This window comes from Pseudomonas abietaniphila (assembly GCF_900100795.1).
Lineage (GTDB): Bacteria > Pseudomonadota > Gammaproteobacteria > Pseudomonadales > Pseudomonadaceae > Aquipseudomonas > Aquipseudomonas abietaniphila.
Map to the genome: position 1 here is coordinate 576,762 of NZ_FNCO01000002.1, position 13,597 is coordinate 590,358.

10 protein-coding genes are annotated in these 13,597 nt (G+C 61.0%); 5 read left to right on the forward strand and 5 right to left on the reverse strand.

Annotated features, from left to right (window positions below):
* Positions 1 to 44 precede the first annotated feature (44 nt).
* On the forward strand, positions 45 to 914 hold the full coding sequence (locus BLS87_RS06115) for an isocitrate lyase/PEP mutase family protein (RefSeq protein WP_074751075.1): 870 nt from the start codon (positions 45 to 47) through the stop codon (positions 912 to 914).
* Between the two features lie 63 nt (positions 915 to 977).
* Here BLS87_RS06115 and BLS87_RS06120 read toward each other — a convergent pair whose 3' ends face one another.
* A complete protein-coding gene (locus BLS87_RS06120; RefSeq protein WP_074751077.1) occupies positions 978 to 1,211 on the reverse strand; it encodes a hypothetical protein in 234 nt (77 codons plus the stop codon).
* Positions 1,212 to 1,393: 182 nt separating this feature from the next.
* On the opposite strand from BLS87_RS06120, the gene ligD reads away from it, so the two are divergent.
* Positions 1,394 to 4,279 (forward strand): DNA ligase D, encoded by a 2,886-nt coding sequence (ligD, locus tag BLS87_RS06125; protein WP_074751078.1) that lies wholly within the window; start codon positions 1,394 to 1,396, stop codon positions 4,277 to 4,279.
* Positions 4,280 to 4,333: 54 nt separating this feature from the next.
* On the opposite strand, the gene BLS87_RS06130 is transcribed toward ligD, so the two are convergent.
* From BLS87_RS06130 to BLS87_RS06145, 4 genes are all read right to left on the reverse strand, one after another.
* Positions 4,334 to 6,688, reverse strand: coding sequence for an FdhF/YdeP family oxidoreductase (locus tag BLS87_RS06130; RefSeq protein ID WP_074751079.1), 2,355 nt, complete (start codon positions 6,686 to 6,688; stop codon positions 4,334 to 4,336).
* A 258-nt stretch (positions 6,689 to 6,946) separates the two neighbouring features.
* Complete coding sequence (locus BLS87_RS06135; protein ID WP_143024309.1) at positions 6,947 to 7,234, reverse strand: hypothetical protein; 288 nt, start codon at positions 7,232 to 7,234, stop codon at positions 6,947 to 6,949.
* 154 nt (positions 7,235 to 7,388) lie between these two features.
* The gene (locus BLS87_RS06140) at positions 7,389 to 8,441 is read right to left on the reverse strand and encodes a GGDEF domain-containing protein (protein ID WP_074751085.1); all 1,053 of its coding nucleotides are present in this window, start codon (positions 8,439 to 8,441) and stop codon (positions 7,389 to 7,391) included.
* Positions 8,442 to 8,663: 222 nt separating this feature from the next.
* Positions 8,664 to 9,806, reverse strand: coding sequence for a Gfo/Idh/MocA family protein (locus BLS87_RS06145; protein ID WP_074751086.1), 1,143 nt, complete (start codon positions 9,804 to 9,806; stop codon positions 8,664 to 8,666).
* Positions 9,807 to 9,958: 152 nt separating this feature from the next.
* Here BLS87_RS06145 and BLS87_RS06150 point away from each other — a divergent pair, with 152 nt between their 5' ends.
* The 3 genes from BLS87_RS06150 to BLS87_RS06160 all read left to right on the forward strand — a co-directional run bounded on the left by BLS87_RS06150 (position 9,959) and on the right by BLS87_RS06160 (position 13,488).
* Positions 9,959 to 10,867, forward strand: coding sequence for a LysR family transcriptional regulator (locus BLS87_RS06150; protein WP_074751401.1), 909 nt, complete (start codon positions 9,959 to 9,961; stop codon positions 10,865 to 10,867).
* A gap of 122 nt (positions 10,868 to 10,989) precedes the next feature.
* A complete protein-coding gene (locus BLS87_RS06155) occupies positions 10,990 to 11,370 on the forward strand; it encodes a RidA family protein (protein WP_074751088.1) in 381 nt (126 codons plus the stop codon).
* Positions 11,371 to 11,493: 123 nt separating this feature from the next.
* Entirely contained in the window at positions 11,494 to 13,488 is a 1,995-nt protein-coding gene (locus tag BLS87_RS06160; RefSeq protein WP_074751089.1) for a peptidase U32 family protein, read from the forward strand.
* Positions 13,489 to 13,597: the final 109 nt, after the last annotated feature.

A 13,597-nucleotide genomic window follows, 5' to 3' on the forward strand; every position in this document is an offset into this window, starting at 1 on the left:
GCGTAGATCGTATCTTCGACGAAGGCCCAGACTCAGGAACCGTCATGTCCAGAATTTCCCACTCCGCTCTGCGCCGTAATTTTCGCCAACTCCTGGCCTCTCAGGCCTGCTTTGAAACCGCTTCCGTGTTTGATCCGATGTCTGCCCGCATTGCTGCCGATCTGGGCTTTGAAGTCGGCATTCTCGGCGGATCGGTCGCTTCGCTGCAGGTTTTGGCCGCACCGGACTTTGCACTCATTACCTTGAGCGAGTTCGTGGAACAAGCCACCCGCATTGGCCGCGTGGCACAACTTCCTTTTATTGCCGACGCTGATCATGGCTACGGGAACGCGCTGAATGTCATGCGCACGGTCGAAGAGCTGGAGCGCGCAGGTGTTGCCGCGCTGACGATCGAAGACACCCTCTTGCCTGCACAGTTTGGCCGTAAATCCACCGATCTCATTTCTGTAGAAGAAGGCATCGGCAAGGTCAAAGCGGCGCTTGAAGCACGTGTCGACCCGGAGTTGGCGATCATTGCGCGCACCAACGCGGGCGTGCTGTCGGTCGAAGACTGCATCGAACGTACACTGGCCTACGAACAAGCCGGCGCTGACGGCATCTGCATCGTCGGGATCAAGGACTTCGAACACCTCGAACGTATTTCGGAAAAGCTGACAGTGCCGCTGATGCTGGTGACCTACGGCAATCCGAAGCTCAACGACAACGCGCGGCTGGCGAAGCTGGGTGTGCGGATTATCGTGGCCGGTCACGCCGCCTACTTCGCCTCGATCAAGGCCACCTACGACAGCCTGCGCGCGCAGCGTCAGGTCACGCACAGCACCGAAAACCTCAGCGCGACCGAACTCACCCACACCTACACCCTGCCGGAAAGCTATGTGGCCTGGGCAGAAGAGTTCATGGACGTCAAAGAGTAACCCTGTTGCCCGGCGAATCAGCGCCCGCCACAGCACACGGGTGGGCCTGCCGGGCCGCGCGGGTCAGGTCTGCAACAAACCACTGACCTTCTCCAGATACGGGATCTGCGTTTCGCTGCGGTGACTCACCAGCCACGCCCGTGCCTTCCCCACATCGAAGATCTGTCCCTGGTCCATGAGCGCGAGCACCAGCGCGTGGGACATCCGGTAGTGGCCGCACGCTGCGCACTTCCTTTCCTCCCAGGGCTCAGGGCACGCGAGCTCTTCGGCCGGGCCTGCGCAAATCAAGCAAGTCATGGGTCTTCCCCCCGTTTTTATTATTCGTCATGTCGACCGGTTTATCGGCGACGAATTCCCGAAAAGCACCCCGTACACGCCTATAACCGACCGAGGCCAGATGCCTCGACCAAAAATGCCGAACTCGCCCGCTCCCGAGCCCTCACATAAGAACGTTTCGGGCGCAATCGAGGGAACGCGCGATGCAAAACCTTAAGATCGCCACCTACAACGTCAATGGCATCGGCACGCGACTGCCCAATGTCTTGCAGTGGCTGGACCGGGAACAGCCCGACATCGTTTGCCTTCAGGAACTCAAGGCCCCGGACAAATCGTTTCCGGCAGGAGCGCTTGAGGCAGCCGGTTACGGTTCGCTGCACCTGGGCCAGCCGTCCTGGAACGGGGTGGCCATTCTGGCCCGCGACGCGGAGCCGTTGCTTATCCGCAAAGGCCTTCCCGGCATGGAAGACGACACCCACGCCCGGTACCTGGAAGCGGCAGTCCATGGGCTCGTCGTGGGTTGTCTGTACCTGCCCAATGGCAACCCTCAGCCGGGGCCGAAGTTCGACTACAAGCTCAAATGGTTCGAGTGCCTGATTGACCATGCGAAAACATTACAGTCCAGTGAGCATCCGGTCGTGCTCGCGGGCGACTACAACGTCGTTCCCACCGACGAGGACATTTACAACACCCGTTCGTGGCTCAAGGACGCGCTGCTTCAGCCAGAAAGCCGCGAATGCTATCAGCGGCTGCTCGCCCAGGGCTGGCTTGACGCCCTGCGGCACATCTACCCGGACGAGCGCATTTACACCTACTGGGACTATTTTCGGAAGCACTGGCAGACGAATTCCGGGCTGCGCATTGATCACCTGCTGCTGAACCCTGTGCTTGCGCCTCATCTGCAGGACGCCGGTGTCGATGCATGGGTGCGCGGGGAAGAACATGCCAGCGATCACGCACCCACCTGGATTCGCCTCGGCGCGGCTCGAAGGAAGGCCCGAAAGCCCGCAAGCGACACGTCCAGATCCGCCCACTCTGCACCCGCGCCGAGCACGCAGCGTGAGGCGTCCAAGCGCAAACCGGACTCCGACCCCACGCCAGAACCACCCGGCACGTCGAAACCCAAGCGCTCTGCAACGGCTGCCGCTGAAACGTCGGCCCTCCCAGACAGCATCAAACCGGAACTCGCGACACTGGTGGAATCGGCGCCCGAGGGTGACTGGCGCTACGAAATCAAGTTCGACGGGTACCGGGTCATGGCCCGCGTCGACCACGGCAGCGTGCAGCTGTTTACCCGTAACGGTCACGACTGGACGCACAAACTGCCACGCCAGGCTGAAGCCATTGCCAGCCTCGGGCTTGAATCCGCCTGGCTGGACGGTGAGATGGTGGTAACCAACGAGCAAGGCGTGCCTGATTTTCAGGCCCTGCAAAACGCCTTCGACGTGGGCCGTAGCGAAAGCATCGTCTACTACCTGTTCGACCTGCCGTTTCTCAACGGCATGGACCTGCGCGAAGTGGCGCTGGAACAACGACGCGAGGCGCTGTCCGCGGTGCTGAAACACAGCGACGACGACGTGCTGAGGTTTTCCGACGACTTTGGCGAGACCCCTGAGGACCTGCTCAACAGCGCCTGTCAGATGCAAATGGAAGGGCTGATCGGCAAGCGCGTCGGCAGCGCGTACGTGTCCCGGCGCAGCACAGACTGGATCAAGCTCAAGTGCAAACGGCGGCAAGAGTTTGTCGTCGTCGGCTATACCGAGCCAAAAGGTGCGCGCAGCAAGTTCGGCGCGCTTCTGCTGGGTCTGCACGACGCGGACAATGGTGAGCTGCGCTATTGCGGCAAAGTAGGCACCGGCTTCAATGAAGCGACGTTAACGACGATTTACGATCAATTGCTGCCGCTTGAAATCAAAAAAGCCGCCGTGGTGAATCCGCCCACCGGTTTTGAGGCCAAGGGCGTTCACTGGCTTGACCCGAAGCTGCTGGCTGAAGTCGCGTTCGCCGAGATCACTCAGGACGGCTCCGTAAGGCACGCAGTGTTTCAGGGCTTGCGCAACGATAAGCCCGCGCAGGCGATCACAGAGGAGCGCCCTGCCCCTGCCAAGGCCGCAAACGCCGATAAAGCCCCAAAAGCCAAGAAGCAAGCGCCCGCGAAGCCCGCCCATGCCCGGTCTGAAGACGAGAAAACAGCGCCCCCCGCCACGTCCGGGAAAATCAGGCTCACGCACCCCGAACGGGTCATCGATCCTGTCAGCGGCGCGACCAAGCGTGATCTGGCTGACTACTGCATCCGTGTCTCGGAGTGGCTCTTGCCACAGCTGGCACAACGTCCCGTGGCACTGGTCCGGGCGCCGGAAGGGGTAACGGGGGAGCTGTTTTTTCAGAAAAACGCCGAGCATCTGGCGATTCCGGGCATCGAGACAATGGGCAAGGCCTACACCGGCCATCCGGTCATGCTGATCAACAACCTCGAAGCCTTGGTCGGGGCGGTGCAGATGAGCGCGATGGAGCTGCATGTCTGGAACACCGTGGCGAAGGATCTTGAGCGTCCTGACCGATTCATTCTTGACCTTGATCCGGACCCTGCCCTCCCCTGGAAAAGCATGGTGGAAGCGACCCAGATGACCCAGGCCGTGCTCGACGAGCTGGGCCTGAAATCGTTCTTGAAAACCAGCGGCGGCAAAGGGATTCATGTGGTCGTGCCACTCACGCCGAAGGCCGACTGGGACACCGTCAAAGCCTTCAGTCACGCCATCGTCAAACACATGGCCAAACTTGTCCCTGACCGATTCTCCGCAGTCTCCGGCCCGAAGAACCGCGTTGGGCGGATATTCATCGACTACCTGCGCAACGGGCTTGGCGCAACAACCGTCAGCGCCTATTCGGTGCGCACCCGCGAGGGGCTGCCGGTGTCGGTGCCGATTTTCCCGGAGGAAATTCACGACATTAAAGGCGCAGACGTCTGGACGCTGCGCAACCTTCATGAACGGCTGGACCACTTGGACACGGACCCGTGGGCCGAATTAGCCAGCACCCGGCAGACCATCACCGCTGACATGCGTGCGCGGGTCGGCATGAAGAAATAGCCGGCGGCTAACAGCGGTAATACAGCCCGTCGAGATGCCGTCGGCCAGCAGGCTTCAGATCAGATGATCGCTTGCGCGCAACGCACGATCCTTTGCGCGCGCATCGGGCAGCGCGGCCTGCACCGTCACCGGGACGGATTTCGCCGCGGGGACTTTGCTGCGTTCGGCGTGATGCCACAACGGAACAAGCGGGTTGCATTCGGGGTAATAAGCGGCCGCGCAGCCTTCGGGAATGTCGTAGGCGATGATCTGCAACGGCCCGACTTCACGCAGGACTTCGGGCTCGACGGCTGTGCGCAGCGTCACCCAGTCGCCCGGGGCATGGCCGAGGCGCACCACATCGTTACGGTTCATGAAGACCACGCGGCGCGTGCCATGCACACCCCGAAATCGATCGTCATACCCATACACCGTCGTGTTGAACTGGTCGTTGCTGCGCAACGTCATCAGCTGAATCACCGCGCGGGCATCAAGACCGGGCGACACATCGTCATCCTCATCAAGGCCCTGCGGCACCTTGAAACGGGCCTTGCCGGTGTCGGTCTTCCATTCACGCCGGGCTGCGGGCAGTGGACGGTGGAAACCGCCCGGTTCCCACATGCGGGTTTCCATGTCATGGAACATCTCGGGATAGACGCTGGCGATCGCTGCACGGATCAACGCAGCGTCACCGCGCCATGCATCCCACGGAACGCGCTCGCTGCCATCGAGCGTCGCTTGAGCAATGCCGGCGATGATCGCGGTTTCAGACCGCAGCTGATCGCTGGCCGGCGCCGCCCTTCCTTGCCAGACATGCACACAGCCGGTGCTGTCCTCGGTGGTGTAGACCTGCTCGACGCCGTCCTGCACATCCTGCTCGATACGGCCCAGACACGGCAGTAACCAGGCGCTTGCCCCGGGCAACAGGTGGCTGCGATTAAGCTTGGTTGCGATCTGTACATTCAACGCCAGGCCTGCCCACGCCGGCTCCATCCGGTCGGTATCCGGCACCGCGCGGATAAAGTTGCCACCGAGCGAAATAAAGCCTTTTACGCTGCCGTCCAGCATTCCCTCGCAGGTGTCGACCGTCGCTCTGCCCTTGCGCTCTGGCACTTTGAATCCAAACAGTGACTCGATTTTTTCTTTGGGCACCTTGGCCGGATCTTCAGTGATGCCCACCGTGCGCTGGCCCTGGACGTTGGAGTGCCCGCGAACGGGGCAAATACCTGCGCCAGGCTTGCCAATATTGCCGCGCAAGAGCAGCAGGTTCACGAGCATCTGCACGTTCTCCACGCCGTGGCGGTGCTGGGTCATGCCCATGCCGTAGATCACCATGACCCGCTCGCTGCGCGCATAAACCACCGCCGCCGCTTCCAGGGCGCTGCGACTGAGCCCGGAACGACGCTCAAGTTCGACCCAGGGATGGCGCTCGACGTCCGCCAGAAAGGCGTCGACACCGTCGGTGTGTTCGGCGATGAAGTCGTGATCGAGCACCGGCTTTTCGCCACGCTGTACCGCCAGGCGATCCATCTCCAGCAATGCCTTGGCGATGCCCATGACGGCAGCCGTGTCACCTCCAATCGACACTTGGTGGTATTGGGTACTGATGACGGTGGAGTCGGGGCCGATCATCTGGCGAGGCGACTGCGGATTGACGAACCGTTCCAGCCCGCGCTCCCGGAGGGGGTTGAAGGTGATGATCGGCACATGACGCTTACGTGCGTCCTGCAACGGATGCAGCATCCGAGGGCTATTGCTGCCCACGTTCTGCCCGAAGAAGAAGATGCAGTCGGTATGCTCGAAGTCGGCCAGCGTCACCGTGCCGACGGGCACCCCGATACTCTCCTGGAGCCCGACCGACGTGCTTTCGTGGCACATGTTGGAACTGTCGGGCAGGTTATTGGTGCCGTAGGCCCGGGCGAATAACTGGTACATGAACGAGGTTTCCAGCGAGGCCCTGCCCGAGGCATAGAACACGACTTCGTCAGGCTTGAGGGTTTTCAGGCCGGCGCCAATGGCGGCAAACGCGTCCTCCCACGTGGTCGAGCGATAACGGTCCGTTTCGGGGTCGTAGCGTAACGGCGCCGTGAGACGCCCATGCTGCTCCAGTTCATAGTCGTCCCAATCCCTCAGTTCACTGACCGTATGCTGGTCGAAGAAGCCGGGGCCGGTCTTCAGCGAAGTCAGCTCCCAGGCCGTAGCCTTGGCGCCGTTTTCACAGAACTCTAGGGCATGGGGGTCGCCCGGCTTGGCCCATGCACAACTGACGCAGGCAAAGCCTTTGGGTTTGTTCTGTTGAAACAGCGCGGCAGGGGTTTTGAACAATGACTGCTCGCGCCAGAGCATTCTCATCACCGAATGAGCCGAGCCCCAGCCTCCAGCGGCTGACGTATAGGGCCGGTAAAACGCAACAGGGTGGATGAGCTGCATGAGACCTCACATTGGCGACGATTGGGAGCGAGCGTCTGAGGTTGTTAGCGCGAAAGTCGAAACACATGAGTGCGTCTGAGCAGCGCAGCGGTGAATCTGCCAACAACCTGAGCAAGCTCTGTTCACATCGATTGAGGTCGTGGCGGTGCCCGCGTTCAAGGTGTCGTGCCGGTATGACGACAAGCGGTCACGATCAGTTGAAAGTGTCGGAATTCAAAAAAGACGAAAAAGAATCGGAATGAGACAGGTGCTGCCGCGTCAGGACTCAGCACCACGGTCGTGCGACGCGGGCGCCGAACGCTCGGCGATGTGGTCCGTCACGCGACGCCCCAGGTTTCCGGTCTTGGTCAAGCGCTCGACATGACGACGCAGGAGCTCTTCCTTTTCCTGCAGCGCCAGGACCATTCTGGCGGTGGACTCAGCGGCCCGAGGGAGGTCCTTTTGAGACAGGTCCACCGAAAGCTCCATGATCCGATTGCCCAATGACCGCAGCTCCTCGGCGGTATCGGACAGGTCCTGCACAAGAGAATCGCGCCGCTTTCGCATCCACATACCAGATATCTCGCCGTTAGCATCGTTGTTGACTCTCGCCTCGCACGCCCGAATATATACGGTCAATCACGCAAAACGGATGCACATTTGCGGACAAAACGCAGCCTTTCGCGACATTCAAGACAGGCGGTTAAAACAAAGGAATAACTCAACTCGCCAGCATCAAGCGGTCACGGCCCTCCTGTTTTCCCTGATACAGCATCTGATCCGCACGATTGAGCGTGTCTCGAAAGGTTTCGCCAGAATGCATGGTGGCCACCGCCAGCGTTGCTGTGACATTGACCGTCGTCGCCTCATCCAGCGCCGTTTGGGCACGAATGTGCAGCATCAAGCGCTCGGCAACCTGTTTGGCTTCTTCAAACGTCGTATCGGGCATGAGCACCAAGAACTCTTCGCCGCCCCAGCGAGCGGCGATGTCGGTCACGCGCACACAGTCCGAAATGACTTCCGCCACCCGTTGCAACATCACGTCGCCCAGATCATGGCCGTGTTGATCGTTGATCCGCTTGAAATGATCGATGTCGATCAGCACGATCGAGGTCGAATCGTCGCCCCGACCGCCGCCCAGATGACGCAATTTCTGCAGCACGCGACGGCGGGTGTACAGGTTGGTCAGGCTGTCCCGGTGAGCGGAATGAAACAGGTTCATCTGCATGGTCATGTTGAACCGCACCGTCAGGGCGGTGGCGTGCAGTAACAGGGCCGTCGCGGTGAATGCGTTGACAATGCCAAAAATCTCTTGCGCCTTGACGCCAATCATCGCCCCCGGCACATGGTGCCGGAAGGCAAAGCCGAGGACCGCTACGGCCAGAATCGCGACGCTCAGGCAGGTGCGTCGGACGGGAGACGACTGAAAACTGAAGGCGATGATCGGAACGATGCAGAACATGTAGAAGTGAAAGTTGCTGTCCCAGCCCAGCACCCAGGTGGCAACGGCGGCATGCACGATGATTTCGGCACTGATGAGAAAGCCCGCCCATTGATACCGTCGACGCCGTATGGCAAACAGGCAGCCGATGTAGATCGCGATGCTCAACGCATTCAGGATCCACATCACGGGGATAGCCACGATCAGAAAGAGCCCCAGCAGCAACACGTGAATGGCAAAGGCGATTTGCACGATCGGGATGATGTGCTTCCAGTACTCGGCGGTGGCGTCCCTAACGACCTGAAGGCGGTCATCGGCGGAAAGGGTGTTCATCGAGGCGACTCGCAGGAAAGGCTTGGGAGTGTACTGACCGACATTCTTCAATAAAGTGTCGGCCAGCCAATCAAGCAGTTTATGCAGTCTTTCAGATCGCGAGCGCCATTTTCAGTCGAAACGCCCGACCCCGTGCCGAAGGCACCCAACAACCGCGGCGCCCGCGATTGCCCATCGGCGAAAGACGGCCGCTGAAGGCCGTTTTCCGGGGGTAGAAGGCGTCTACCGCCTGTCGCCCCTCAGTCGATACTCGGCATCCTCTGCAACCTGCTCGCGTCGCCCTGTCTGCGAAGACACTAAGGCCGCATCGAGCAGCTTGTGCATGCGGACAGCGTCGTCGAACGTGGCGGCGGCCTGTGTGCCGTGCGCCACGTCCTGCGCGTGCACGTAATACAACTCGGCGAGCTCCAGCACGGCCGACGGCAGATCAGACGGTGGCAAGCGGAAATAACGGTCCGGAATCGGCAAAACCTGCAGCGGCAGGTTATCGCCGTGAGCGCCTTCGATCACATAATCATCGCCGACTGCGCCAAAGGCCGAGGTGTTGGTGATCCGCAGGTCGCCTTCATGGCCGGTGATCTCCATCTGCACACCCGAACCATTGCGCTTGCCGCCTTCGATGTGAACCGAGACCAGGGCACCGTCCTCCAGTTGGCCCGCCAGCACCATCTGGTCCGGCGCCGAGGTCTGGAACACCTCGTGGGTTTCCTTGATGGTCACCTTGTCGAACTGATTGACCACAAGACCCGTGACGTTCACCGGCCAACCGGTGGCGGTGAACAGCATGTCGAGAAAATGCCCCGCGTAGATCGCAATCACGCTGGAGAAGTTCTCCACGGGCACCGTCCAGCGCAGCGCATTGGGACGCAGTGCCTGGAAATAATTCATGCTGACGTGAATCCGCACCGAGCGCACCCTGCCGACATAACCCTGTTGCAACAGGTCCTGCAAATAGCGGTTGTGCGGCGCGTGGCGGCGCTGCAAGCCAACGATATGGCGAACACCGGCCTGTTTGGCGAGGCGCGTCAGTTCTTGCGAAATGGCGGTGCTGGTGGTCAGCGGCCACTCGCAATAGACATCTTTCCTGGCGGCGATCGCGGCGCGCACGGCTTCTTCATGCTGAGGCGCCGTGGTTAGCACGATCACCAGGTCCACCTCCGGGTGGTTGACCAGCTCATCGAGTGATCCCACCGCATGACGGATGCCGAATTGCTCCGCCACTGCATGGGCGCTTTCCTGTCGTTGGCTGTAAACGGCGCTGATTTCATACTGGGGCAGCAGAGAAAGCACCCGCACGTGACCGTGCAGGGCCCAATTGCCGATGCCGACCAGGCCGACGCGAATGGGGGTGGAAACGGTGCTCATGACAGGCTCCCTACAGCAAGAAGAATAGAGCCTGGAGTCTATGGAGCGGTTCGTGGCAGAAAAACAGGTCGGGTATCCGAACATTGCGGACAAAATAGCTTAAATTGGCGCACGCTCTGATCCCTTCCCCGCCTTTGGGAGTCAACACGATGCTGGACAGCCTCAGCGGTATCACCGCCTTTGTGCAGGTCGCCGAAACCCGCAGCTTCACCGAAGCCGGGCGGCTGCTGGAAATCTCCTCGTCTGCCGTCGGCAAAAGTGTTGCGCGCATGGAAGAACGCCTGGGGGTGCGCCTGTTCCATCGCAGCACCCGTAGCGTCACCTTGACGGCTGAAGGCGAGATGTTTCTGGAGCGCTGCCGGCGGATCATTCAGGAGGCCGAGCAGGCGGAAATCGAACTGTCGCAACTGGCCGAGTCGCCTCGCGGCAAGCTGCGCATCAGCGTTCCGCTGCAGAACACCCTGATTTTTCCGCTGCTCTCGGGCTTCATGCAGGCCTACCCGCAGATCGAGCTGGACGTCGACCTGTCCGATCGAATGGTCGATGTGATCGAAGAAGGGTTCGATGCCGTGATCCGCACCGGGCAGCCTTCGGACTCCAGGCTGATGGCGCGCAAGCTGGGCGAGTACAAGCTCGAACTGGTCGCCTCTCCGGGCTATCTGGCACGTCACGGACGGCCCACGCACCCCGATCAACTGCGCGACCACGCCTGCCTGCTGCACAAGTTTCCCGCCAGCGGCGCGCTGGAACGCTGGCCGGTGCGCGCAGAGGACGCTGACAGCGATCCGGAACTGGGAAAGGTCATCACCTGCACCACCACGGACGCCCTTACCCACTTGGCCCTCGAAGGACTGGGGATTGCGTGCCTGGCGGACTTCTCCACCCAGCAGGCCCTGCGCGACGGCACGCTTGAAAAAGTCCTGCCGGCGTTCACCGACCATCGAGGTTCGTTGTGGATGCTCTGGCCCTCCAGCCGCAATGCCACACCAAAACTGCGCGCCTTGATCGATTACTTCAAAGAGCACATCGCGGCGGTGCCGCAGCCCACCGTCCGATCCTGACGACGGACGACGGACGCGGCGATCCGAAACTCACACGCCCGCGTTCTCCTTTATGATGGCCGTCTTTGGTCCAGCGGCTGATACGCGGCCTGCTGTCTTCCTCCACAAGCAAGAGATGATTCATGGCGACTCAAGACCTCACGTTTCTTCCCGACCCCGATGCAGACTCCATTTCCTCCGACGTCGCCACGTTCGGCGGTGTCATGGTTTCCACCCAGGTTCCGACCCGTGCCGATGGCAGCCTGGAACTCGGTGACATCACGGCGCAAAGCGAATGCACGCTGCAAGCGTTGAAAGTGGCGCTGGAGCGCGCGGGCAGCTCGATGGATCGCGTCATGCACCTCACCATCTACCTCACCGACATGGCGGACCGCGCCGCCTTCAACGACGTGTACAAGCGCTTCTTCGCCAAACCCTGGCCTGTTCGCGCCGCTGTTGGCGTTGCCGCGCTGGCGGTCGAAGGCATGCGCGTTGAAGTGACAGCGATGGCGGCCAAGGGCTGAGTCGGTTCGCTGAATCGGCGGCTTCGTTCACAGCGAGGCCGCCATCGGGCAGTAGAAGGATGCCGGTCAGGCGTTTCGCCGCTACAATGCGCGACTTGCCCGTGACGATCCGACTAAAAAAACATGTCCTTACCCAAGCACCACCTCGAATTGCTCAGCCCTGCCCGCGACACCGCGATCGCGCGCGAGGCCATCCTGCACGGCGCTGACGCCATTTATATCGGCGGCCCCAGCTTCGGCGCCCGTCACAATGCCTGCAACGACGTGAGCGATATCGCCGAACTGGTTGAATTCGCCCATCGTTACCACGCGCGGGTGTTCACCACGATCAACACCATCCTGCACGACAACGAGCTGGAGCCGGCGCGCAAGCTGATTCACGAACTGTACGACGCCGGTGTCGACGCCCTGATCGTTCAGGACCTGGGTGTAATGGAACTGGACATTCCCCCCATTGAACTGCACGCGAGCACCCAGACCGATATCCGCACCCTGGCGCGAGCGAAATTCCTCGATCAGGCCGGCTTTTCCCAACTGGTGCTGGCCCGCGAGCTGAACCTTCAGGAAATCCGCGAGATCGCCGATGAAACCGATGCCGCCATCGAGTTTTTCATCCATGGCGCGTTGTGCGTCGCCTTCTCCGGGCAGTGCAACATCTCCCACGCCCAGAATGGCCGCAGCGCCAACCGTGGCGACTGCTCTCAGGCATGCCGTTTGCCGTATACGTTGAAAGACGATCAGGGCCGCGTCGTGGCCTTCGAAAAACATTTGTTGTCGATGAAGGACAACAACCAGAGCGCCAACATCCGCGCACTGGTCGAAGCCGGCGTTCGCTCGTTCAAGATCGAGGGTCGCTACAAGGACATGGGCTATGTGAAGAACATCACCGCCTATTACCGTCAGCGGCTGGACGATGTGCTTGAAGACCGCCCGGACCTGGCACGCGCCTCCAGCGGCCGTACCGCGCACTTCTTCCTGCCCGACCCGGAAAAGACCTTCCACCGTGGCAGCACCGACTACTTCGTCACCGATCGCAAGATCGACATCGGTGCGTTCGACACCCCGACGTTCACCGGCCTGCCGGTAGGCATCGTGGAAAAAGTCGGCAAACGCGACTTGCAGGTCGTCACGCATGACCCATTGACCAACGGCGACGGCCTGAACGTGCTGATCAAGCGCGAAGTGGTGGGCTTCCGTGCCAACATCGCCGAACCTAAAGGCGAGTTCGAGGAGGACGGCGAGAAGCGCTATCGCTATCGCGTCGAACCCAACGAAATGCCGGCCGACCTGTACAAAGTCCGCCCCCATCATCCGCTGAACCGCAACCTGGACCACAACTGGCAACAGGCTTTGCAGAAAACCTCCGCCGAACGTCGCATTGGCCTTTCGTGGCTGGCGCGCCTGCGTGAAGAGCGCCTGGAAGTGACGGCCACCAGTGAGGAAGGCATCAGCGCGAGCGTCGTGCTGGAAGGCCCGTTTGGCGCCGCGAACAAGCCAGAACAGGCACTGGATCAGTTGCGTGATTTGTTGGGCCAGTTGGGCACCACCCAATACCACGCCACGGACGTCAAACTGGACGCCCCCCAGGCGTATTTCGTCCCGAACTCCCAACTCAAGGCCTTGCGCCGTGAGGTCATTGACGCGCTGACCGCCGCCCGTGTGGCCGCCCATCCTCGTGGTGGTCGTAAAGCCGAAACCAGCCCGCCGCCGGTGTACCCGGAATCGCACCTGTCGTTCCTGGCCAACGTCTACAACCAGAAAGCCCGTGATTTCTACCACCGTCATGGCGTTCAGTTGATCGACGCGGCGTTCGAGGCGCACGAAGAAACCGGCGAAGTCCCGGTGATGATCACCAAGCATTGCCTGCGCTTCTCCTTCAACCTGTGCCCGAAACAGGCCAAGGGCGTGACCGGCGTGCGCACCAAGGTTGCGCCGATGCAATTGGTCCATGGCGACGAAGTGCTGACGTTGAAGTTCGACTGCAAGCCGTGCGAAATGCATGTGATCGGCAAGATCAAGGGCAATATTCTCGGCCTGCCGCAGCCTGGCAGCGTGCCCGTCGTGGGGCACATCAGCCCTGCCGATTTGCTCAAAACCATTCCCCGCGCACCGCACTGAGTGATGGCCGGGCGCGCCGCAATGTCGCGCCCGGCTGTGAAAACGACGGCCATCGGCGTGATCGCGACGTGGCTGTCCAGCGCCCTGCCTCTGCTTCACATTCCACGTT

What these genes read in the sequence shown, in the direction of transcription:
- BLS87_RS06135 (WP_143024309.1), bottom strand. Translation starts at nt 7,234, where the DNA reads ATGCGAAAGCGGCGCGATTCTCTTGTGCAGGACCTGTCCGATACCGCC.
- BLS87_RS06140 (WP_074751085.1), bottom strand. Translation starts at nt 8,441, where the DNA reads ATGAACACCCTTTCCGCCGATGACCGCCTTCAGGTCGTTAGGGACGCC.
- BLS87_RS06145 (WP_074751086.1), bottom strand. Translation starts at nt 9,806, where the DNA reads ATGAGCACCGTTTCCACCCCCATTCGCGTCGGCCTGGTCGGCATCGGC.
- BLS87_RS06130 (WP_074751079.1), bottom strand. Translation starts at nt 6,688, where the DNA reads ATGCAGCTCATCCACCCTGTTGCGTTTTACCGGCCCTATACGTCAGCC.
- BLS87_RS06120 (WP_074751077.1), bottom strand. Translation starts at nt 1,211, where the DNA reads ATGACTTGCTTGATTTGCGCAGGCCCGGCCGAAGAGCTCGCGTGCCCT.
- BLS87_RS06115 (WP_074751075.1), top strand. Translation starts at nt 45, where the DNA reads ATGTCCAGAATTTCCCACTCCGCTCTGCGCCGTAATTTTCGCCAACTC.
- ligD (WP_074751078.1), top strand. Translation starts at nt 1,394, where the DNA reads ATGCAAAACCTTAAGATCGCCACCTACAACGTCAATGGCATCGGCACG.
- BLS87_RS06160 (WP_074751089.1), top strand. Translation starts at nt 11,494, where the DNA reads ATGTCCTTACCCAAGCACCACCTCGAATTGCTCAGCCCTGCCCGCGAC.
- BLS87_RS06155 (WP_074751088.1), top strand. Translation starts at nt 10,990, where the DNA reads ATGGCGACTCAAGACCTCACGTTTCTTCCCGACCCCGATGCAGACTCC.